The organism is Ruegeria sp. YKSF57 (genome assembly GCF_059612585.1).
Genome location: NZ_JBXWQW010000006.1, coordinates 63,272 through 84,753 on the forward strand (window position 1 = coordinate 63,272; position 21,482 = coordinate 84,753).

Consider the following 21,482-nt stretch of genomic DNA (forward strand, 5'->3'; position numbering starts at 1 on the left):
GTAAAGACCAGACCGCAAAACAGCAAAGGCAACTTTGAAATGACGTGGATTTACATCCCAGATCGTTTCGCCAGCAGACACAGCCACCGCAACATTCTTGGGAATACTATCACCTCTGCCATAATAACGCCCGATTGATGCCTATCCGCTGTCAGAATAAAATCTGACATATCGACAAGTGGTTTCCTCATCTTGAACAACTACGGCACGATCGGGCATGGCTATTACAACAGAATTTCCTAGCCAGCACTCAGCGCTGGGTGATATCGTTAGAAGGCGAAAGCTGCTCCTTTCGATTGTCTCGTGCTATTTGCTGGTCGGTGCTCTTATTGGCAGCATTATCGGCTTGGATTTCTGGCCGAAAGTTCAATCGCACGTGTCTGGCGGGCTGTACGTATTGCGGTATTTCTTGTTTCTCTTTGGCGGCATCTATCTGGTTTGGCGCTTTGCCGTTGCCGCGTTCCGTGTAAAACCAAAGAAACCTATTCAATGGTTTGTTAACGACTTACGATCGACATTTTTGGGGCCGTCCAATCTGCTTGAAGGTGCAATCTGTTTTCTGGCAATCACCATCTTTATTGCCGGTTTTGCGTTCTTCAAAAACTTGATACCGATATTCAACCCCTTTGCTTGGGATCCATACTTCTCCGCTCTGGACCGAAGCATTCACGGTGGGGCGGATCCGTGGACTTTGATATGGAGCGTCTTTGGATCACCGATTGCGACCTATCTTTTGAGTCTCGCATATCATATCTGGTTCGTCGTCGTGTATTTGGCCATATTCGTCGCTGCCTTCGACCGAAAAAACCCCGCAAGAGGAGCTGAATTCCTGATCGCATTCCTACTTACCTGCATCGTCGGCGGTACAATTATGGCGATGGTTTTTTCATCTGGTGGGCCTGTGTATTTTGAAGCATTCGGATATGGTGACACCTATACCGAACAATTGCGAAAGCTGGAAACCGTCGGAAGAACTTACACACTTTGGGTGCTGGATGTTCAAGATTCTGTACTGCTAAAATTCCGTGAAGACGGTATCAGCCTGATTTCCGCGATGCCAAGCATGCACGTCGCCTCTAGCGTGGTCATTGCCTTATTCGGCTTCAGCTACTCGCGCCTGTGCGGCTGGTTGCTTAGTGCGTTCGCCCTTTGCGTAATGATTGGTTCAGTTCATCTCGCCTGGCACTACGCTGTGGACGGGTACATTGGGGCGGCAACGGCATTCGGTTGCTGGTTGAGTGCAAAGTCGCTGGTTCGAAAATTTGGAGAAGGTTAGAGTTGTCCAGCTTCCGTCAAACGGGCGACATACCGAGCCAAAGTATCAATTTCGAGGTTCACGCGATCTCCGACCTCTACCCTCCCCCACGTGGTCACCTCCTTGGTGTGCGGGATGAAATTGATTCCGAACTCGCATCCCTGGACATCATTGACCGTCAGGGAAGTACCGTTCAAGGCGACCGACCCCTTGGGAGCAATAAATTTGGCAAGCTCCTGAGGTGCCCGCAGCGTGACCCGCGTGCTGTCCCCCTGGTCATCTACCGACATGATTTCTGCTACCCCGTCCACGTGCCCTGAAACGATGTGTCCACCCAACTCGTCACCAACTTTCAGAGCTCGCTCAAGGTTGACGCGTTTCCCCACGTGCCATTCGTCGAAATTGGTCTTGGATACCGTCTCTGCGCTGATCTGAACATCATACCAAACATCGCCTAGAGCTATAACCGTCAAACAAACGCCGTCACTGGCAATCGATGCACCAATATCAATGGTGTCGGTATCATAAGCAGTTCGGATCCGCGCTCGCAAATCTCCCTGTTGATCCAGTTCCACCACGGTTCCGATATCGGTGACGATCCCTGTAAACATGCCGTTAACTCTCCGAGGGTAGCGTTCAGTCCCGAACTACCCCTCCCGAACGGCTGCGGCAAGTCCCGCCTTGCGCGAATTTCAGAGAGTCGCCATAGTTTGCAAAAACAACCACCGCCGCGGCCGCGAGCAGTATCGATGACACAAGCGCCAACGAATTCCAACATTTCGGCTTCAGGGCGGGTGTTTTTGTTTCTGCAAGGTCCTCACGGACCGTTCTTTTCGATGCTTGGGGGCTTGTTGCGTCAAGCAGGCGCAACGGTTTGGCGCGTAGGATTCAATTCAGGCGACCAGGCGTTTTGGAATGATGCAGACAGCTTTATCCCTTTTCGCGACCAACCGGATGAGTGGCCCGCAGCTATTGACGCGTTATTGAAACACCACGGAGTCACCGATATCGTATTGTACGGCGACACTCGCCCTGTTCACGCCCTTGCCGTTGAAGCAGCGGGAAAAATGGGCATCGTCACACACGTTTTCGAGGAAGGTTATTTGCGCCCGTGGTGGGTAACTTATGAGCGGGGCGGCTCCAACGGGAACTCACGATTGATGCAGATGGAACTTGACCAGATGCGGCACGCGCTGGATCAAGCTGGTACCGACACCCCTCCACCACCCGCCCACTGGGGCGACATGCGCCAGCACGTTTATTATGGCGCGCTATATCACTGGTTCGTTATGCTCCTGAACCAAAAATATAAAAACTTCCGCCCCCACCGCGCGCTACCCGTGTCCAAAGAGTTCCGCCTGTACTTCAAACGCTTGTTGTTTATGCCCCTGCGCCGGATCGAGCGATTTCTGGCTACGTCCCGAGTACAACGTGGAGGGTTTCCATATCACTTGGTCCTTCTGCAATTGGAGCATGACAGTTCCTTCCAAAGCCATTCCGACTTTTCCTCCATGACCGAGTTTTTGGAACTAGTGATCGAAGGTTTCGCCAACGGCGCCCCGGCACATCACCACCTCGTCATCAAGGAACACCCACTGGAAAACCGTCAAGTACCACTACGCCGCGTAGTGGGCCACCTTGGGCGCAAGTTCGGCGTGTCGGGACGCATACATTATCTACCTGGTGGCAAACTCGCAAAACTGTTGGACGATGCCCATACCGCAGTCACGATCAACTCGACTGCAGGGCAACAAGTTTTGTGGCGAGGCAAACCTTTACGCGCATTCGGGCGCTCGGTTTACGGCAAGCCCGAATTCGTGTCACTGCAGCCTATCAGTGAATTCTTCGCGCACCCACGACAGCCCAACATCCATGCCTACCGTGACTACCGGCGCTTCCTCCTGGAAACGAGTCAGATTCCTGGCGGATTCTATTCACAGAGAGGACGCAGGCAATTGCTAAGACATGTGATCGACATGATGCTGAATTCCCAAGACCCTTATGAGGCGCTTGCAGCCAAGACAGAGTCCCGGCGGCAACAGTTGCGGGTTGTAAGGTAATATCTCTGTCTATCGCTGGAAAGTCACACGGGAACCGTATAAGTTGCGCAAAACTCGGAAGACCGAGCATAAATAATCGAGGAGTTCGGGCAGTGATGGGGATATCCCGCGTTTGGGCCAGATCTTGCGCCCTTTTCGTGTCAGTTGGCCTGTTTTCGGCCTGCGCGCTTCCCAAATCCGGGCCAAATGAAAAGGAAATCCTTGCAGGCTCCATTCAGGAGAGCGGGAATGCGCATGTCGTTCTTGTTGACGACCGGGTAGCTAGGGCTTCCGCCTCGGTCCCGAATCTGGGTTTTTCATCGGCCTTTCGTAGCGCTTCGAACATAACCGCCGACACTATTCGCCCAGGCGATGTATTGGGTTTGACCGTGTGGGAGAACGTGGATGACGGTCTGCTAAGCGGCGACCTTGGAAACTCCACTATACTCGAAGAAGTTCAGGTCGACAGCGACGGCTACATTTTCATGCCCTACGCAGGACGCGTCCGCGCGTCTGGCAATACACCCGAACAATTGCGTGAACTGATCACCTCCAAACTGCAAGATCAGACGCCTGATCCGCAAATCCAAGTTCGCCGCCTTGCGGGCGACGGTGCAACGGTTGCTCTGACTGGGGCTGTCGGGGCACCCAGCGTCTATCCAATAGAACGCCCAACGCGTACTCTTGCCAACATGCTGGCAAAGGCGGGAGGCGTCACAGTTGAACCCGAAATTGCCCTTGTGACTGTAATCCGGGGACCGCATAGAGGAACGATTTGGTACCAAGATCTCTTCAAGGATCCTAGCCTCGACATTGCTTTGCGTGGCGGCGACAGAATACTAGTCGAAAAGGATACCAGATCGTACGTTGCTTTGGGATCCACCAACAGTCAGGCCCGCGTCGCGTTTGAGAGCCAAGACTTGTCCGCACTTGAAGCGTTGGCGCAGGTTGGGGGGTTACAATCCTTTTCTTCCGACCCAACGGGCATTTTCGTTTTGCGCAACGAAACGCAGGATATCGCGCGGAACGTTTTAGGGCAGCCGGGTCTGCAAGGCGCGCAGCGATTGATTTACATCCTGAACCTGACCGCCCCCAACGGATTGTTCGTTGCCCGTGATTTTGTCATCCGGGACGACGACACAATTTATGTGACCGAAGCGCCCTATGCGCAATGGACCAAAACCGTATCGCTTATCGCAGGTGGTTTGACGCCGGTTGCCAATGTCGCGACGCTGACCGGCTCTTGATCGTGGGCAAGACCCACGAAGCGATAGACGGAAATGACCGAACCCGCTTGTTCGTATTCAACGGTGGGTTTCTGACCCAACGACGTTTGCGGCGGATTCTTACGCTTAAAGGATTCGATATTCGGGTTGGCCTTCCAGTTGACGGCGACCTTGTCGGCGTTTGGGGGAATAGTCCCACCGCACATCGCGGCCGGAACATTGCTTCAAGGCGTAACCTGCCCGTTCTGCATATCGAAGATGCATTTCTCCGCTCGATGAAACCGGGACGCAGCGGCGAACCTCCTTTGGGACTTTTGCTGGATGGTTCCGGGGTTCACTTTGACCCAACGGTACCGTCGGACCTGGAACAACTGCTTGTTTCGCATCCACTTGATGATACCGCCCTATTGGATCGCGCACGCGGTGCCATAGAACGGATGAAGGAAGCACATCTAAGCAAATACTCTGCCCACGATATTGGCGAGAGTATTCCTGACCCCGGTTATGTTCTGGTCCTCGACCAAACACGCGGCGATGCCGCCGTGGCCGCAAACGGCGGCACAGACGCCATGTTTCGCGAAATGCTAATTTTCGCTCAAGAGGAACACCCCGGAGCACGCGTGATCATCAAAACGCATCCAGAAACATCAGCAGGATTTCGCCCCGGTCATTACTCGACGGCGGACACGACTGACCGCGTATCCCTATTGGATCGCTCTGTCAGCCCGTGGGCTTTGCTAGATGGCGCGGTGGGTGTCTACACTTTGTCCTCTCAAATGGGGTTCGAAGCCATTTTGGCAGGGCACAAACCACGGGTCTTTGGACAGCCTTTTTACGCAGGTTGGGGCCTGACCCAGGACGAAAACCCACTCCCGCGCCGTACTCGCAAACTGACCCGAGCACAACTGTTTGCTGCAGCGATGATGCTTTATCCGACATGGTACGACCCCTATCGTGATAAACTATGCGACTTGGAAACCGTTCTGGACGCGCTCGAAGCGCAAGCACGCGCGTGGCGCGAAGACAACCATGGTTGGACTGCTTCAGGTATGCGGATATGGAAGCGGCGGTATCTGCAAGACATGTTCGGCCAACAGAAAAGAATCCAATTTGTCGACAAAGTCGAACCTTCTTCGCAAAGACGGCATATGGCGTGGGCCACACACGCGGGCGATGTGGAAGGTATCGTGCGGGTCGAGGATGGCTTTCTACGCTCCCGCGGGCTGGGCGCAAAGCTTGTTCCACCACTCTCTCTGGTGACGGATGACTTGGGTATCTACTATGATCCGACCCGCCCCAGTCGATTAGAAACTTTGATCACCGCTCGCGAGACCTTGCGTCCCGACCAACGTTTGCGAGCCGAGCGTCTGATAGAGCGCGTAATTCACGAAGGACTGAGTAAATACAATATCGAAGGCCCAATTCCGCAGCTGCCTGACGGATATCGCATACTCGTTCCCGGTCAGGTCGAGGACGATATGTCGATCCGAAAAGGGGCAAGCAGTATCCGGACCAATCTCGAACTCCTGCAAGCCACACGCGAAGCCAATCCAGAAGCAGTTATTGTCTACAAGCCCCATCCCGACGTCGAAGCCGGCCTTCGAGAGGGGGCGATAGATACCTCAGCATTGGCCGATGTCGTCGCCACAGGCACAAGTCCTGCCGAATTGCTAATGCAAGTTCAGGAAGTATGGACAATTACATCCCTTATCGGCTTTGAGGCACTGATCAGAGGGATAAAAGTCACGACATTGGGCGCGCCTTTCTATGCCGGTTGGGGTTTGACGAAGGATCTTGGCGCGGTCCCCGCGCGCCGCGGAGCGCACCCAACTGTACAAGGACTCGCACATGCTGCACTTATCGACTACCCTCGCTATCGCGATCCTGTGACCGGGTTACCCTGTCAGGTCGAAGTCGTCGTAGATCGCCTCGTGCATTCGGACATACCGAAAACCGGATTAGTCAACCGCCTTTTGTCAAAGGCACAAGGGGCGTTTGCGTCATACACTCATTTGTGGCGATGAAGCAGTTTCACCGCGGTTTTAAGTTCAAATCTCTTGTCCAACGCATCAACACATCACCGCCGACATCACGTGTCTCAACGAGTTCAAAGCGCGGCGCTTCTTGAAGATGATTCAAACCAAGCGCGCTGATGGCAGGCAATCCTTCCGCTCCGATCGCAATACCTGCAGAAAAACCGATCAACTCGTCAACCAGATCCTCGGATAACAACGTTGCCGCCAGTGCCGCACCACCTTCACAAAAAACCCGGGTCAATCCTGCCTTGCCCAATTGTTGCAGCAAATCTGAAGCATCGATCTGGGTTCCATTCACCGCGCAGGGAATAAGTCGGGCCCCCATACCTTCCCACGCACGGATCCGTTCAATGTCAGCACCGGGTCCATGACACAGCCAAACCGGGATGTCCGACGCTGTACGCGCCAGTTGCCCCATCAGCGGCAAGTCAAGATGCCGCGATACCACCACGCGAACAGGCTGAGTTTCGATACCAAGATCCCGCACAGTTAACGAAGGATCATCCGCCCTTGCTGTTCCCGCACCCACCATCACCGCGTCGTGATGCGCACGCATGGCGTGGACAGTGCGACGCGCTTCCGGGCCAGTGATCCATTTGCTTTGCCCCGTCGCCGTAGCGATACGACCATCAAAGCTGCTCGCAAGTTTGAGCGTCACAAACGGGCGCCCCTGCTCGGTCTTCAGAAAGAAACCGGCATGCTCGCGAGCCGCCTGTTCGCTCAGTACACCGGAAACGACTTTAATCCCCGCATTTTGCAGCATGGCAAAGCCTTGCCCAGAAACTCTTGGATCGCTGTCCTCAATAGCGCAAATCACACGCGCAACCCCTGCGGCGATTAGGGCATCTGAACAAGGCGGCGTCTGACCATGATGCGCACAAGGTTCTAAGGATACATAGACCGTTGCGCCCCGCGCAGCCTCGCCTGCCTGCGCCAATGCTTGCGTTTCGCCATGTGGCCGACCTCCGGGTTGGGTCCAGCCACGACCAACGATCCGTCCATCTTTTACGATGACACAGCCAACGGCCGGATTTGGCCAACACAAACCTTGATTGCGCCGGCCCAAGGACAGGGCCAACGCCATATATCGCTTCTCTGTATCGTTCATTCTTCCGTCGGTGGCTGCGGTGGGCGCAACTCGTGGACAAAATCTTCGAAATCGTCGGCTGCCTGGAAATTCTTGTAAACACTGGCAAAGCGCACATAGGCCACCGTGTCGATCCGCGCCAGCGCTTCCATCACGATCTCGCCAATCTTGTTGGAGGGAATGTCCGTTTCCCCCATGCTTTCCAGCCGTCGCACAATGCCTGAGATCATCTGGTCGATCCGCTCAGGTTCAATCGGGCGTTTCTGCATCGAAATGCGGATCGAACGCTCCAATTTGTCGCGATCAAAATCCTCTCGCTTCCCGTTTGTCTTGATCACAACCAGATCGCGCAACTGAACCCGCTCGTAAGTTGTGAACCTCCCGCCGCAAGCCGGACAGAACCGACGCCGCCTGATCGCCACATGGTCCTCTGCTGGACGTGAATCTTTGACCTGAGTATCGATATTTCCGCAAAACGGGCAGCGCATCCGCCGTCTCCTCGTCCCTTGTCCGCCTCTTTTGTGAGTACTTTGGCCCACTTATCCACAACTATAGGACAGCCGCTAGGATTTGGGTAGTCTGAATTTTGCACCGCTAGATAATGGGCGCTAGGCAAAATACCCAGCGACCTTGCGGGTATGGGGCGCATCGCGATGTTCAAACAGATAAATGCCTTGCCATGACCCCAACACGGGCACGCCTCCGACCACCGGGATAGACAGAGAAACCGGCATCATCGAGGCCTTGATATGCGCGGGCATATCGTCTGGGCCTTCATAGGTATGACGGAGATAAGTCATGGCCGGATGGTTTGAATGAGGCACGAGGTGCTGAAAGAAGGCCTTGAGGTCTATTTGAACGTCTGGGTCCGCATTCTCCTGAATCAACAGGGAACAGGACGTGTGACGAACAAAAAGTGTCGCCAAACCATCAATTCCAACAGGTTGCAACCAGTCGCTAAACTGTGTCGTGAACTCGTAAAGCCCCTGTCCGTTAGTGATGATCTGGAACTCGCGGTGCACTGTTGTCTTTCGAATGGCAGGAATCTCAGGATCCTAAAAGCCCGGAGGAGACGGAAAGCAATTTCCGTTGGCCTGCTGGACACTCATGCTGTCACCAACCTTGAAACCAAGACGAAGAAAGCTGTTTGACCCAGCTCCGTTGTCGGCTGCTTGCGAGTTCAGAGTGAACTGCACGGCGGTCTTGCGCCCGGTTGTCACGCTTGGCCCATAGCCTCGCGCGATATAGATGCGCTGTCGCCAATCTGCTCCAAGTTCGCGCCGTGCATATTCCGAAGCTGCACACCAGTAGTCGACGGAACGTTGGGGGCCACCTGGAATCACTTCGAACACATTGCTGTCGACCTGATTTACCGAATATCCACCTCTGGCACGAAAGGCGTCCGCTTGCGTCGCTGCCACCAAAGCAAGGGCTGTGGCCAATCCAATCATTTTTTTCATTCGCGGAACTTCCTTCGACTGTCTTGTTACCTAAACTAATGCCGAATAACGGGAAATGACAGGCGGTTAAGACAACAAAGGTTCGAGCGTGCCGCAATACCGGATCAACAAGCCCAATACCGGCAATCGGGCGCTCACGTCGAAGGCAAATCTCGCCTGCTCATCCTCATGCTCGAACGTCTCTGATTGCGGCAGGAACCATCGAGGAACAGGTATGCGATAAACATATACCCCCGCCACCTCAATTGCGATCCGTTTACCCCTGGCTTGTGGCCGCAACGTCAAGGTCACTGCCCCAAACTTTTCGTGCACCAGATTGCTTTTCGCGTCGTAAGAAAGGACCGAACGAGTAACGTGCCCGTCAAAATTCCTTTCCCACATCCATTTCAAACCACGCTTTTGGATACGTAACTGCACCGGAACATTCACTGCGGAAGGCGGAAAACCTCCAAGACGCAATGCCAGCGAAACCAAGCACCCTTTGCCTTTCTCGATTGTGCAATGACCAACATACTCCCCAGCGGTGCTATGCAATTGCCGTAACGATGTTGGCAACGCCACACAATCCGGCAATGCCTGCAGGAACGGGTCTCTCACGCCTCAGAATCCTCCCACGGCAAACCGCGCTTTGATTTCAGCATCTGGGAGAATGCATCGGTTGAACCGGCCAAAGATCGAATAGCGGTTTCTGGCAATAGATTGGTAAATACGGTCCTTCAGAAAGCCCGGCAGATAACAGCAGATCGAGAAGGCCGGCCAAATCCCAGAAAGCTCCCGCATGGCTGCCGCAAAGGCATCCAGTCGCTGATGTACTCTGCCTCTCACTATGACCAGATTGGTTTCAAAATCCTCCGTCGGCAGACCAAGCTGGCGATAAAGCTTCTGACCTAAAGCAGATTGCGCAGTGGCAAACGCGAACTTTTGCGCTTGGTCGTGCCGGAGTATAAACTGGAAAAAGCCAGAGCAGAGAACGCATTCACCATCGAAAACAATCAGATCGCGCCCGGCTGCCTCCGGTATTTCAACAAGGTCTTGCATTCCGACACGCTCAAATACTGCCGCCCTCACGATTGCATGGCGCACAAGTTCCAAGCAATGCGACAAACGCGTCACAAAAAAAGCGCCCCGCAGGGCGCTTTTTTACTGATCAAGAAATGAACGGAGTTTTCGACTCCGGCTAGGATGTTTCAGCTTTCGCAAAGCTTTGGCTTCGATCTGACGAATTCGTTCGCGGGTCACGCTGAACTGTTGACCAACTTCTTCCAACGTGTGGTCTGTATTCATGCCGATGCCAAAGCGCATTCGCAAAACACGTTCTTCACGTGGCGTGAGCGAGGCCAGAACCCGTGTGGTAGTTTCCTTCAGGTTCTCCTGAATGGCCGAGTCCAGCGGCAGAACCGCGTTCTTGTCCTCGATGAAATCGCCAAGCTGGCTGTCCTCTTCGTCGCCGATGGGCGTTTCCAGCGAAATCGGTTCCTTGGCGATCTTCATCACCTTGCGGACCTTTTCCAGCGGCATTTGCAGTTTTTCGGCCAGTTCCTCGGGGGTCGGCTCGCGTCCGATTTCGTGAAGCATCTGGCGACCGGTTCGGACCAGCTTGTTAATTGTTTCGATCATGTGAACCGGAATACGAATCGTGCGCGCCTGATCCGCGATCGAGCGCGTAATCGCCTGACGAATCCACCAAGTAGCATAGGTCGAGAATTTGTAGCCGCGACGGTACTCGAATTTGTCCACCGCTTTCATCAGGCCGATGTTGCCTTCCTGAATAAGATCAAGGAATTGCAGGCCACGGTTCGTGTACTTTTTGGCAATCGAAATAACCAATCGAAGGTTGGCTTCGACCATTTCCTTTTTGGCCTGCCGCGCCTCTTTCTCGCCCTTTTGGACCTGCTGCACGATCCGGCGAAATTCTGAGATATCCAAGCCGACATATTGGCCCACCTGTGCCATGTCGCTCCGCAGTTCTTCCACCTTGTCCGACGAGCGTTCAATGAACATCTGCCAGCCACGACCGGGCTTTTCAGCCATCTCGGCCAACCAATTCGGATCTAATTCACGGCCGCGATAGGTATCAACAAATTCACGACGATTAATCCGGGCCTGATCGGCAAGTTTCACCATGGCACTGTCCAGCGACATCACCCGTTTATTGATGCCATAAAGCTGGTCAATCAATGCGTCGATCCGGTTGTTGTGCAAGTGCAGGCCGTTGACCAACTCCACGATTTCAGAGCGCAAGGCCTGATAGGTCGCCTCATCCTGATCACTGAACGAACCATCTTCGTTCAGCGTTGCCGAAATACGGCTGTCCTGCATTTCGCTGAGTTGCGCAAAGTCAGTCGAAATTCGCTCCAAGGTATGCAGAACCTGCTCTTTGAGCGCGGCCTCCATTGCCGCGAGCGACATATTGGCCTGATCGTCCTCGTCTTCGTCTTCTTCCTTGGTAATCGGGTTGCCATCGGCATCAAGCTCGGGACCGTTGTCTTCGGACTTTTGTGTCGTGGGCGCGACAGAAGAGTCGACAACGGGCTCTTCAACCTCGCCATCTTCGTCCAGCTGATTGCCGAATGTGGTTTCCAGATCAATCACGTCGCGAAGCAGAATATCTTCGCTGAGCAACTCGTCATGCCAGATCGTAATCGCCTGGAAGGTCAGTGGGCTTTCGCACAGCCCCGCAATCATTGTGTTCCGCCCCGCCTCAATCCGCTTGGCGATGGCAATCTCGCCCTCTCGGCTCAGCAACTCGACGCTGCCCATCTCGCGTAGGTACATGCGAACCGGGTCATCGGTCCGGTCCAGTTTCTCCGCCTGGGCGCTTGCCAGCGCAACTTCGCGGGGGCCGTCAGTCGTGACCAGATCGGTCGAACCTTTCTGCTCTTCCTCCTCGGCTTCTTCGTCCTCAATGATGTTGATGCCCATTTCCGAAAGCATCGACATCACGTCTTCAATCTGTTCCGAACTGACCTGATCAGGTGGCAGAACCTGATTGAGCTGGTCGTAAGTAATATAGCCTTTCTCGCGGGCCTCGGCGATCATCTTCTTGATCTGGGCCTGGCTCATATCCAGCGAGACTTCCTGTTCCTGCTCGTCGGATTTGCGTTCCTCGGTCGTGTCCTTGGCGGCCATTCAGTAGCTCCTGCAGGGTGGGTGATTCGTTGGAACCGAATCATTAGCGCGTAGAAATGATTCGGCCACCCGTTTACCCGTTTTTCTTTTGCTGTTCTTCCGGAAAACACAAAGTCATCTGCGTTTTCGTTCAAATTTGATGCCAGACATGATTGATTCGAAGGCTTCCCTTTCATCCCGGCTGAGGCGGGCACCATTGTCGGCAACATCGAATATGGCTTTATCCTCGTTCTGGCTGCGATTAGCGCGGTTTCTTTCTTCGGCAGCTTGAGCCAGTCGATATGTCAGCGCCTCGTCTGCCAGATCAGACAACTCCTCTTCAGCTTCGGCAATTTCGGCGTCAAGCCCCCGGAGTGCTTTGATTTTTGCGAGTTCCTCGGCCAGGGTCATCTCGGCCTTTTCAACGTCGCCCGGCTTGAACACACAGGGGATCACCGCGACGTGGCGAAGGGCTAGTAGGTTTTCAAGGGGTTCGGGTCCTAAAGCTGCAACAATGTGGTCTTTGATGTTGTCCGGGTCGTCAATTGCGTGCCGCAGGATGGCCTGCCTGAGAGCCGCGTGATCCGGGTCGAGGCATTCCATGTCTTCCAATTGGTGTTCGAACTGGACAACGACTTTCGGGTTTAGAATTGCAATGGCCAGAATTGCCGCTTCTCGCAGGCGGATGTCGGCATTTTCTGAAGATGCCAGAAACGACGCGCGGGCTCCGGGCGATGCAGGCGCCTTCTCCGGCTGCCATTTCCCACGCGGCTGCCAATCTCTTCTTTGGGGCGATCGTTGTGCGCGAAACAACTCCCAGCGCAGGTCCTTGACCGCTTGCCCATAATGCGCCCGGATCGATGGGTCGCGGATCAGCTTGATTTTCTCGCGCAGGGACTTGTCCAAAGCCGCCTTGCGCTCGGGGCTGTCGAACACCTTGCCGTCGGTCTCGCGCTGCCACAGCAGCTTGACCATCGGATTGGCACCATCCAGCACGGCCTTCACAGCGCCTGCCCCTTCGGCGCGCAGCAGGTCGTCCGGGTCTTTGCCCTCGGGCATCAGGGCAAACCGCAGCGACTTTCCAGCTTCCAGCAGCGGCAAAGCCAGATCAACCACCCGCATCGCAGCGCGCAGACCTGCTGTGTCGCCGTCCAGCGCAATGATCGGCTCGTCCGATATCCGCCAGAGCAGTTGCAGCTGATGTTCGGTGATGGCGGTACCCAATGGCGAAACCGACGCGCCAAAGCCTGCTTCGGCCAGCGCGATCACATCCATATAACCTTCGGCCACGATCAGCGGCTGCCCCTTACCTGCCGCCTGTCGAGCCGGGCCTTGATTGTAAAGACTGCGCCCTTTGTCGAACAGCTCGGTCTCGGGCGAGTTCAGGTATTTCGCGTTGTCATTGGGGTCCATCGCCCGCCCGCCAAACGCGATACAACGTCCGCGCGGATCGCGGATCGGGTACATGATGCGGTTGCGGAAGGTGTCATAAGGCTTTTTGCCCTTGTTCGAGGGCTTGGCCAGCCCGGCCCCAAGGATCAGGTCCTCGGCCACGTTCTTGCCGCGCAGATGGTCCCACAGCGCCTGCCAATCGTCCGGGGCAAATCCAATCTCCCACCGGTCCAGCGCTTGCGCGTTCAACCCGCGGCGCGCGAGGTAATCTCGTGCGGCGGCTCCTGCCCCGGTCTTGAGTTGCAGACGGAAGAATTGCACCGCCTGTTCCATCACATCAGCCAGCTGTGTGCGGTGGTCCTGTTTTTCCTGCGCCTTCGGATCGCGCGCAGGCATCGGCATCCCGGCTTCGCGGGCCAGAATCTCGACAGCTTCGATGAACGAGACATTCTCGGTCTCTTTTACAAAGCTGATTGCATCACCTTTGGCGTGGCAGCCAAAACAGTAATAGAATCCCTTCGTGTCATCGACGTGGAACGAAGCCGTCTTCTCATGGTGAAACGGGCATGGCGCCCACATATCGCCCTTCCCCTGATTTGACTTTCGGGCATCCCACATGACCTTACGCCCGACAACCTGTGACAGGCTCAGGCGCGTACGCAATTCATCCAGAAATCCAGGGGGCAATGACATGAACTGAATGTGGCAGAAACGGAAACGCTCGCCAAGGCATAGGCGAGCGTTTGTCCACAGCGAAATGACGGATGTGTGGATTATTGCTGCAAGCAAAGCTCCAGCCAAGCGGCCGCCAAATCCTTGTTTCGCACGTCGCGCATCTTCTGCTCATAGACCCAGGGCGTGATCAGCGGAATTGCAGCATCGTAGTTATCGGGCCAGACTGGATTTGTTGCCGCAATCGCTTTTGGCACGTCGCGCTCTTTGACCCGATCCAATCGTGCCTTCTGTATCGCAGCGACTACATCCGACTGATATCGGCAACTTTCTTCCTTGGACTCGGCCGCAGAAAGCGGGGTTGCCAATAGCATGGCAATAACGGCAAGGCGGATCATCATGGTCCTCCGGGAATCAATTCATAACCTACGCATGTTAACCGCGTGCACCCGCTCCTTCCATCGCCGTTTTCAGATCATGGGCCAGCGTTTGGGCCATCGACCGAAATACCATGATCTGGAAGGTGTTGTCGCCAATACGAGTGATCGAAGCCGTCATGTGAAACATCAGACTGCGCACGGTATGTCCACGCTTGAAGTGTACCTCTCGCAAATCGACCGGCACCAAGCGGGCCAGCACGTCCTCGGCCCCCACCCCTTCTAACCGGACCACAGCCCAGGCATCGGACTGATCGACAAGGGCCGCATGCTCTGCCAATGCCACATCTGGAGCTGGCCCCATCAGCATTGCCGCCGAATGACCAAACCAGACCGCACGCGATCCGGCCTTGCCAGTCGCGCGATTTGCCGCAGGATAGGTCATTCCATGTGCTGACTTCAGAGCATCGGACAGGGCCTTGGTCTTACCTTTGTAAGGCGTGACAGACGTCATCACACCCGCGTCTTCCTCACTTAACGTGACGGTACCAACCGTCAGCGGCAACAGTCCTTCACAAGGGGTTTTGGCAATCAAGTTATCCACGTACGCGCCCTCCCTCCGGGTCAAGGAACACCGGGTTCACCACTTCGCAGAGCGTCGTCACCCCGCGCAGACCATCTACCATCTTGACGACTTCGCCGTATCGTTCAGGCCCATCAGCCAGAAAACCAAGCCCCAACATGCAGCCCAACATGGGAGAGAAACAGACTGACGTAATATAACCCTGATCGTTGACGCGTACTGGATCCGCCTCTTCGCGATATAGATGCGCTCCGGCCAGCAACTGTTTGCTTTCTCCGATGGGTTTCAGCCCGACTAACCTTTCCCGCCCAGCTTCTTCAAGACCGGGTCGTTCCGACATTGTCTTGCCGACGCAGTCCTTTTTCTGCGATACCATCCGGCCCATTCCAATGTCATACGCAGTGGTCCGACCATGGATTTCGGAATGGGTGATGAATCCCTTTTCTATCCTGAGAACGTTGAGCGCTTCCATCCCGTAGAGACCACCGCCCAGCGCCTCGGCGCGTTCGGTCAGAAAATCAAAAAGGCTAGCGCCATAACGTGAAGGAACCGCGATTTCATAGGCTAGCTCACCCGAGAATGATATTCTGAACAATCGCCCATCAACCCCCAGAACCTTGATCGGTCCACAAGCCATAAATGGCCAGTTGTCATCGCTCAGATCTTCTTCAACCAAGTCACTCAGCAACTCGCGTGATCTTGGTCCGGCGACGGCAAACTGCGCCCATTGCTCGGTTACCGATGTAAAGGTCACATCCAGATCCGGGCGCAGGCATTGCGCCACAAATTCCAGGTGCGTCATCACCTCGCCCGCACCAGCAGTCGTTGTGGTCATGACATAGTGATGTTCTCCCAATCGTGCGGTGGTGCCGTCATCCATGACAAACCCATCTTCGCGCAGCATCAAGCCATAACGAGTGCGCCCGACCTTCAACGTCGAGAATATGCTAGTATAGACGAAATCCAGAAACTGTCCTGCATCCCGACCCTGAACGTCGATTTTTCCCAAAGTTGAAACGTCGGCTACGCCAACCGCCTCGCGTACGTATTTGACCTCGCGGTCACAACTCTCACGCCAAGTAGTTTCACCTGATTGCGGGAAGTAACTGGGCCTGTACCACAGGCCAGCCTCGACCATAGGTGCTTTGCGCGCGACGCTGGCCTTGTGCGAGGTTGTAAACCGTTGTGGTCTATAACCCATTCCTTCGGCACCAGCGCCCAGCGCGGCAATCGCTACCGGCGAATATGGCGGTCGGAAAGTGGTCGTCCCAGTCTCGGGTATCTCACGTCCGGTAGCGTCAGCCAGAATGGCCAGCGCCGCCACGTTCGAATTCTTGCCCTGATCAGTCGCCATCCCTTGGGTGGTATAGCGCTTCATGTGCTCAACTGAACGAAAGTTCTCGGTTGCTGCCTGTTTCACATCTTTTACGGTGACGTCATTCTGGAAATCCAGCCAGGCGCGCCCCTTGCCTGGAACGGACCAAAGCGGCGCGATTTCATAAGCCGCATCTTCGGCATGCGGCACCACCACCTCTGGCACTTTACGCCCCAACTCGCTCAACACCTCCTCCGCTGCGGCAACGCCCTCGCGCAGGCAGTCCGCGGTCGAGAAAGCCCCTTTGCACGCACCTGCTGCCACCATTCCAGGAACTGCACCTGGAGCAGGAACAAAGGCAGCAATGTCGCGCCGCCAAACCGGACGCCCGCTCATGTGGCAGGTCAGATGGACTGACGGATTCCACCCACCTGTCATCGCAAGGCAGTCAGTCTGAATCTTCTCTTCTCCGCTGGGGCGGCGCACGGTTATGCTTTCCAACCCCTTTCGGCCGGAACTACCGCAAACCTGAGCCCCGCGCAGAACCTGATAGTCGTCGGACAGAGGTGCATCATGACGGCTGTCGATCACCGCCGCCACATGCACACCGGCCTCCAAAAGGTCGCGGGCCGTGCGATGAACGTCGTCAGTATTGCCGAACACCGTTACGTTCTTGCCCGCACTCACACCCCAGTGGTTGAGGTACGCGCGCACTGCCCCTGCGGTCATGATTCCCGGGCGGTCGTTATTGCGAAACGCAACCGGCCGCTCCAACGCGCCTGCGGCCAGTACCGATCGCTTGGCTACAATCCGCCAGAACGTCTCCATCGGTGCACCGTTGGGACGGTTGCCAGTGTGATTGTGCACCCGCTCCAATGCCCCATATGTGCCGTGATCATAAGCGCCTACCACGGTCGTCCTCGTCATCAGGCGCACATTGTCCATCGCCCTCAACTCGGCGATAACTTCGTCGGCCCAGACGTGGCCGGTTTTTCCGTCCACCTCATATGTTTCGGCCAACAAACGGCCACCCATTCGGCTGCCTTCATCCGCGAGGATCACATCCGCCCCGGCCCGACCTGCGGCCAACGCTGCCATCAGCCCGGCAGGCCCTGATCCGATAACCAGAAGATCACAGAATGCAAAAGCACGTTCATACTTGTCGACATTGTTCAGGCCCGAAAGCGCGCCAAGACCTGCTGCTCGGCGGATCGCTGGCTCATAGACTTTTTCCCAAAAACTCTTTGGCCACATGAAAGTCTTGTAGTAGAAGCCCGCCCCGAAAAACGGCGCCGCTAGATCGTTCATACCGAGCACATCAAAATTCAGAGACGGCCAGCGGTTCTGACTGCGTGCCTCCAACCCGGCATAGATCTCTTGCATGGTGGCACGCACATTGGGTTCCTGCCCAGACCCATGGCCTACGGTCATCAACGCATTAGGCTCTTCGCCTCCTGCAGTCAGCACCCCGCGCGGGCGGTGATACTTGAACGACCGTCCCATCAAACGGACATCATTCGCAAGCAAGGCCGAGGCTAGAGTATCTCCGGCAAATCCCGAATAACGCACACTGTCGAAATAGAAGGAAATTGGCTTGGTGCGGTCCACAAGGCCCTTGCCCTTGATCCTCATGACTGCGTCTCCGATGCGAGTTCAGTGTTCAGAATGTCATGTGAGATCGTGTTACGGGTCACTACGATCCAGGCCCCGCAGCCGCCTTCGTGATACCACAGGTCGCGTGTCTTTCCGGCTGGATTCTCGCGCAAGTAGACGAAGTTGTCCCATGCCTTCTCCCCGGCATCGGGTGCAGGCCGGTCCAAACCCACGGCAGCACCGCGATAGTAAAACTCCCGGCGATCGCGCTCGCCGCAATGCGGACAGGTGATCCTCATGCTCTCGCCCCCAGCTTTTCTTCGTCAAGAATACCGAATTCCAACATCTGCCATACGCCTCAGTGCAGGTTGTGTTGAGAGCCCTTGCCCTCTTCGTCCAGAATGCTTCGCCCGGTCCGGAACCGGTCCAGGCGGAACTTGGTGGCGTTCTCATGGTATTGGCCCGTGGCGATCAGGTGAGCAAAGACATTGCCGGACCCCGGAACTGCCTTGAAGCCACCATAGTTCCAACCGCAGTTCAGGTAGAGTCCGTCAATATGCGTCTTGTCGATGATGGGCGAGCCATCGGGAGACATGTCCATAATGCCCCCCCAACTGCGCAGCACTTTAGCTTTGCCGATCATCGGCATCAGCGCCATGCCGGCTTCCATCACGTTTTCAACAGTGGGCAGGTTTCCGCGGGCGGCGTAGGATGCGTAGAAATCCAGATCGCCGCCAAAAACCAGCCCGCCCTTGTCCGACTGGCTGATATAAAAGTGCCCCATACCGAATGTCACAACGTGATCGATACAAGGTTTCAACCCCTCGGTAACAAAAGCCTGCAGAACATGGCTTTCGATCGGAAGGCGCATCCCCGCCATCGCAGCCACCTGGCTGGATCTTCCGGCAACTACCATAGCAACTTTCTTGGCCCGGATAGCGCCGCGTGTTGTCCGCACGCCTCGAACAGCGCCGTTCTCGATATCGATGCCCGTGACTTCGCAGTTCTGAATCAAATCTACGCCCCGCTGGTCGGCACCACGGGCGTACCCCCATGCCACCGCGTCGTGGCGCGCGGTGCCTCCGCGCGCGTGATAGAGCCCGCCATAGATAGGAAAGCGCAAGTCTTCAAAATTCAAAAAAGGCACTTTGGCGCGGACGCCGTCGCGGTCGAGCAACTCGGCGTCATCACCCTGACTGATCATCATGTTGCCACGACGCGCCGCTGCGTCCCGCTGACCATCGGAATGGAATAGATTGATGATGCCTCTCTGGGAATGCATCACATTGTAGTTCAGGTCTTCTTCCAAACCTTCCCAAAGTTTCAGCGAATGAGAGTAAAACTCGGAGTTGCCCGACAAAAAGTAGTTTGCCCGGACGATAGTCGTGTTCCGCCCCACATTACCGCCGCCGAGATATCCTTTCTCCAGTACCGCAACATTGGTTAGACCGTGCTCCTTTGCCAAGTAATAAGCCGTGCTCAGCCCGTGACCGCCGCCCCCAATGATGACGACATCATATTCAGACTTAGGCTCTGGGTCCCGCCAATGAGGTTCCCATCCCTTATTGCCCGTCAACCCTTCCTTCAGCACTCGAAGGCCAGAAAAACGCATCGTTCACTCCCTTTCGGCCAACTCTTGACTGGCCCACCGGGGAACACCTATCAAGCAGATCGTTCCTGGGCCATATCGCTTTTCGACAAATACTATTCTACCCGCGACTATCAACGCCGTATTCGTAACGTCTGTTCACCTGCCACAAACCGAACACGGGCCAAAAAAGGGCGCGCCAAAAGGCACGCCCGAGAAGAAAACTTGCAATGCGTTACAAGCCTTTGGCGCGATAGCTCTTGGCCACCCTGTCAATGGCTACAATATAGGCCGCTGTTCGCAAATCCTCGACGTCGGATCTGGCGTGCCATACTTCTCTCATCGATTGATAGGCAATCCGCATGGTGTCATCCAGGCCCGAGCGAACCAACTCCAATTCGTCCGCACCCCTGAGGTATTTGGCCTTGAAGTCTGGGGACATCGACCAGGCATCGCCAAGATAACGATCGAGCCGTTCGAGTTCCTGCACAATCAGTTCGTGCCGCGCCTCTTCCTGGCGACGTTGCATGCGGCCAAAACGGATATGGCTGAGGTTCTTGACCCATTCGAAGTAGGAAACCGTCACACCACCTGCGTTCGCATACATATCCGGGATTATTACGGTTCCCTTCTTGCGCAGGATCTCGTCTGCGCCCGCAGTCACTGGTCCGTTCGCGGCCTCGATGATGAGAGGTGCCTTGATCCGCTCTGCGTTGGACAGGTTGATTACCCCTTCCAGCGCAGCCGGAATAAGAATGTCGCATTCTTCTTCCAAAACTGCTGAACCTTCGGCCGTATGGGTCGCGTCCGGATAACCCGCCACGCCGCCGTGCTTTGCTATCCATTGGTGCACCGCTTCGACGTCTATACCCTCAGGATCATACAGCGCACCGTCGCGCTCAATGATCCCGACGATTTTCGAGTTGTCTTCTTCGCTAAGAAATTTGGCGGCGTGATAGCCTACGTTACCCAAACCCTGAACAATGACGCGCTTGCCATCGAGCTTTCCGGACAATCCAGCTTTTGCGACGTCTTCAGGATGCCGGAAAAACTCGCGAAGCGCGTATTGAATGCCTCGCCCGGTAGCCTCGACCCTGCCAGCAATGCCGCCAGCATTCAGGGGCTTTCCGGTGACACACGCCCGCGCATTGATATCCGTCGTGTTCATTCGGGCATACTGATCCGCAATCCAGGCCATCTCTCGTTCCCCGGTACCCATATCCGGAGCGGGTACGTTTTGAGACGGATTGATCAGGTCGCGCTTTGCCAGCTCATATGCGAACCGGCGGGTGATCTGTTCCAACTCGTGCTCTTCGTACAAACGCGGATCAATGCACAAACCACCTTTGGATCCACCGAACGGCGTTTCGACCAACGCGCACTTGTAAGTCATCAGAGCCGCAAGGGCCTCGACCTCGTCCTGATTCACGGCAGTCGCATAACGAATTCCACCTTTGACAGGTTCCATATGTTCCGAGTGAACGGACCGGTATCCGACAAAGGTGTGAATCTTGCCCCGCAACCTTACGCCAAAGCGAACCGTGTAGGTCGCGTTGCAGACCCTAATCTTTTCTTCAAGCCCGGGGGGAAGATCCATCAGAGCGGCCGCTCTGTTGAACATCAGATCCACACTTTCACGGAAACTGGGTTCGGTTACGCGCGTCATAAATTCCTCCCTGACCTCAGATAATTGGAGACACTCTCCATGTCACTTTGTCGCAATCTGGTTAAACCTGATCAATCCATTTCTG

The 21,482-nt window shown here is 55.4% G+C and carries 19 protein-coding genes; 4 read left to right on the plus strand and 15 right to left on the minus strand.

What is annotated here, in order from left to right:
- The first annotated feature begins 217 nt into the window (after positions 1 to 217).
- On the plus strand, positions 218 to 1,276 hold the full coding sequence (locus tag AC2FLX_RS03865) for a phosphatase PAP2 family protein (RefSeq protein ID WP_496811214.1): 1,059 nt from the start codon (positions 218 to 220) through the stop codon (positions 1,274 to 1,276).
- Here the strand turns inward: AC2FLX_RS03865 and AC2FLX_RS03870 are convergent.
- Positions 1,273 to 1,866, minus strand: coding sequence for a riboflavin synthase (locus tag AC2FLX_RS03870; RefSeq protein ID WP_480749856.1), 594 nt, complete (start codon positions 1,864 to 1,866; stop codon positions 1,273 to 1,275). The two genes, AC2FLX_RS03865 and AC2FLX_RS03870, sit on opposite strands and share 4 nt — an antisense overlap.
- A 138-nt stretch (positions 1,867 to 2,004) precedes the next feature.
- Here AC2FLX_RS03870 and AC2FLX_RS03875 point away from each other — a divergent pair, with 138 nt between their 5' ends.
- From AC2FLX_RS03875 to AC2FLX_RS03885, 3 genes are all read left to right on the plus strand, one after another.
- Positions 2,005 to 3,315 (plus strand): capsule polysaccharide biogenesis protein, encoded by a 1,311-nt coding sequence (locus AC2FLX_RS03875; RefSeq protein ID WP_480749855.1) that lies wholly within the window; start codon positions 2,005 to 2,007, stop codon positions 3,313 to 3,315.
- Positions 3,316 to 3,410: 95 nt separating this feature from the next.
- Positions 3,411 to 4,541: a polysaccharide biosynthesis/export family protein gene (locus tag AC2FLX_RS03880; protein ID WP_480749854.1), complete on the plus strand. Its 1,131-nt coding sequence runs from the start codon at positions 3,411 to 3,413 to the stop codon at positions 4,539 to 4,541.
- Entirely contained in the window at positions 4,541 to 6,544 is a 2,004-nt protein-coding gene (locus tag AC2FLX_RS03885) for a capsule polysaccharide biogenesis protein (RefSeq protein ID WP_480750005.1), read from the plus strand. The genes AC2FLX_RS03880 and AC2FLX_RS03885 overlap by 1 nt, the downstream gene beginning before the upstream one ends.
- Positions 6,545 to 6,551: 7 nt before the next feature.
- Here the strand turns inward: AC2FLX_RS03885 and ribD are convergent, their stop codons facing one another.
- The 14 genes from ribD to AC2FLX_RS03955 all read right to left on the minus strand — a co-directional run bounded on the left by ribD (position 6,552) and on the right by AC2FLX_RS03955 (position 21,397).
- Positions 6,552 to 7,664, minus strand: a complete 1,113-nt coding sequence (gene ribD / locus AC2FLX_RS03890; RefSeq protein WP_480749853.1) for a bifunctional diaminohydroxyphosphoribosylaminopyrimidine deaminase/5-amino-6-(5-phosphoribosylamino)uracil reductase RibD — start codon at positions 7,662 to 7,664, stop codon at positions 6,552 to 6,554.
- On the minus strand, positions 7,661 to 8,131 hold the full coding sequence (nrdR, locus tag AC2FLX_RS03895) for a transcriptional regulator NrdR (protein WP_480749852.1): 471 nt from the start codon (positions 8,129 to 8,131) through the stop codon (positions 7,661 to 7,663). The genes ribD and nrdR overlap by 4 nt, the downstream gene beginning before the upstream one ends.
- A gap of 120 nt (positions 8,132 to 8,251) precedes the next feature.
- The gene (locus AC2FLX_RS03900) at positions 8,252 to 8,665 is read right to left on the minus strand and encodes a secondary thiamine-phosphate synthase enzyme YjbQ (protein ID WP_496875381.1); all 414 of its coding nucleotides are present in this window, start codon (positions 8,663 to 8,665) and stop codon (positions 8,252 to 8,254) included.
- Positions 8,666 to 8,698: 33 nt separating this feature from the next.
- Positions 8,699 to 9,103: a hypothetical protein gene (locus tag AC2FLX_RS03905; RefSeq protein WP_480749850.1), complete on the minus strand. Its 405-nt coding sequence runs from the start codon at positions 9,101 to 9,103 to the stop codon at positions 8,699 to 8,701.
- Positions 9,104 to 9,169: 66 nt separating this feature from the next.
- Positions 9,170 to 9,700, minus strand: a complete 531-nt coding sequence (locus tag AC2FLX_RS03910) for a DUF4166 domain-containing protein (protein WP_496809878.1) — start codon at positions 9,698 to 9,700, stop codon at positions 9,170 to 9,172.
- Positions 9,701 to 9,703: 3 nt separating this feature from the next.
- On the minus strand, positions 9,704 to 10,141 hold the full coding sequence (locus AC2FLX_RS03915) for a thiol-disulfide oxidoreductase DCC family protein (RefSeq protein ID WP_496743976.1): 438 nt from the start codon (positions 10,139 to 10,141) through the stop codon (positions 9,704 to 9,706).
- Positions 10,142 to 10,243: 102 nt separating this feature from the next.
- Positions 10,244 to 12,232 (minus strand): RNA polymerase sigma factor RpoD, encoded by a 1,989-nt coding sequence (rpoD, locus tag AC2FLX_RS03920; RefSeq protein ID WP_496809877.1) that lies wholly within the window; start codon positions 12,230 to 12,232, stop codon positions 10,244 to 10,246.
- 114 nt (positions 12,233 to 12,346) lie between these two features.
- Positions 12,347 to 14,296, minus strand: a complete 1,950-nt coding sequence (gene dnaG / locus AC2FLX_RS03925; RefSeq protein ID WP_496809876.1) for a DNA primase — start codon at positions 14,294 to 14,296, stop codon at positions 12,347 to 12,349.
- An 80-nt stretch (positions 14,297 to 14,376) separates the two neighbouring features.
- On the minus strand, positions 14,377 to 14,673 hold the full coding sequence (locus AC2FLX_RS03930) for a hypothetical protein (protein WP_480749845.1): 297 nt from the start codon (positions 14,671 to 14,673) through the stop codon (positions 14,377 to 14,379).
- A gap of 37 nt (positions 14,674 to 14,710) precedes the next feature.
- Positions 14,711 to 15,256, minus strand: coding sequence for a sarcosine oxidase subunit gamma (locus AC2FLX_RS03935; protein WP_480749844.1), 546 nt, complete (start codon positions 15,254 to 15,256; stop codon positions 14,711 to 14,713).
- Positions 15,249 to 18,182: a sarcosine oxidase subunit alpha family protein gene (locus AC2FLX_RS03940; RefSeq protein WP_496809875.1), complete on the minus strand. Its 2,934-nt coding sequence runs from the start codon at positions 18,180 to 18,182 to the stop codon at positions 15,249 to 15,251. Before AC2FLX_RS03940 ends, AC2FLX_RS03935 begins: the two co-directional genes overlap by 8 nt.
- Complete coding sequence (locus tag AC2FLX_RS03945) at positions 18,179 to 18,442, minus strand: sarcosine oxidase subunit delta (protein ID WP_480749842.1); 264 nt, start codon at positions 18,440 to 18,442, stop codon at positions 18,179 to 18,181. Before AC2FLX_RS03945 ends, AC2FLX_RS03940 begins: the two co-directional genes overlap by 4 nt.
- Positions 18,443 to 18,501: 59 nt before the next feature.
- Positions 18,502 to 19,755 (minus strand): sarcosine oxidase subunit beta family protein, encoded by a 1,254-nt coding sequence (locus AC2FLX_RS03950; RefSeq protein ID WP_480749841.1) that lies wholly within the window; start codon positions 19,753 to 19,755, stop codon positions 18,502 to 18,504.
- A gap of 211 nt (positions 19,756 to 19,966) precedes the next feature.
- Positions 19,967 to 21,397 carry a Glu/Leu/Phe/Val family dehydrogenase gene (locus AC2FLX_RS03955; RefSeq protein ID WP_496743985.1) on the minus strand — a complete coding sequence of 477 codons (1,431 nt, stop codon included), beginning with the start codon at positions 21,395 to 21,397 and terminating at the stop codon, positions 19,967 to 19,969.
- Between the last annotated feature and the right edge of the window lie 85 nt (positions 21,398 to 21,482).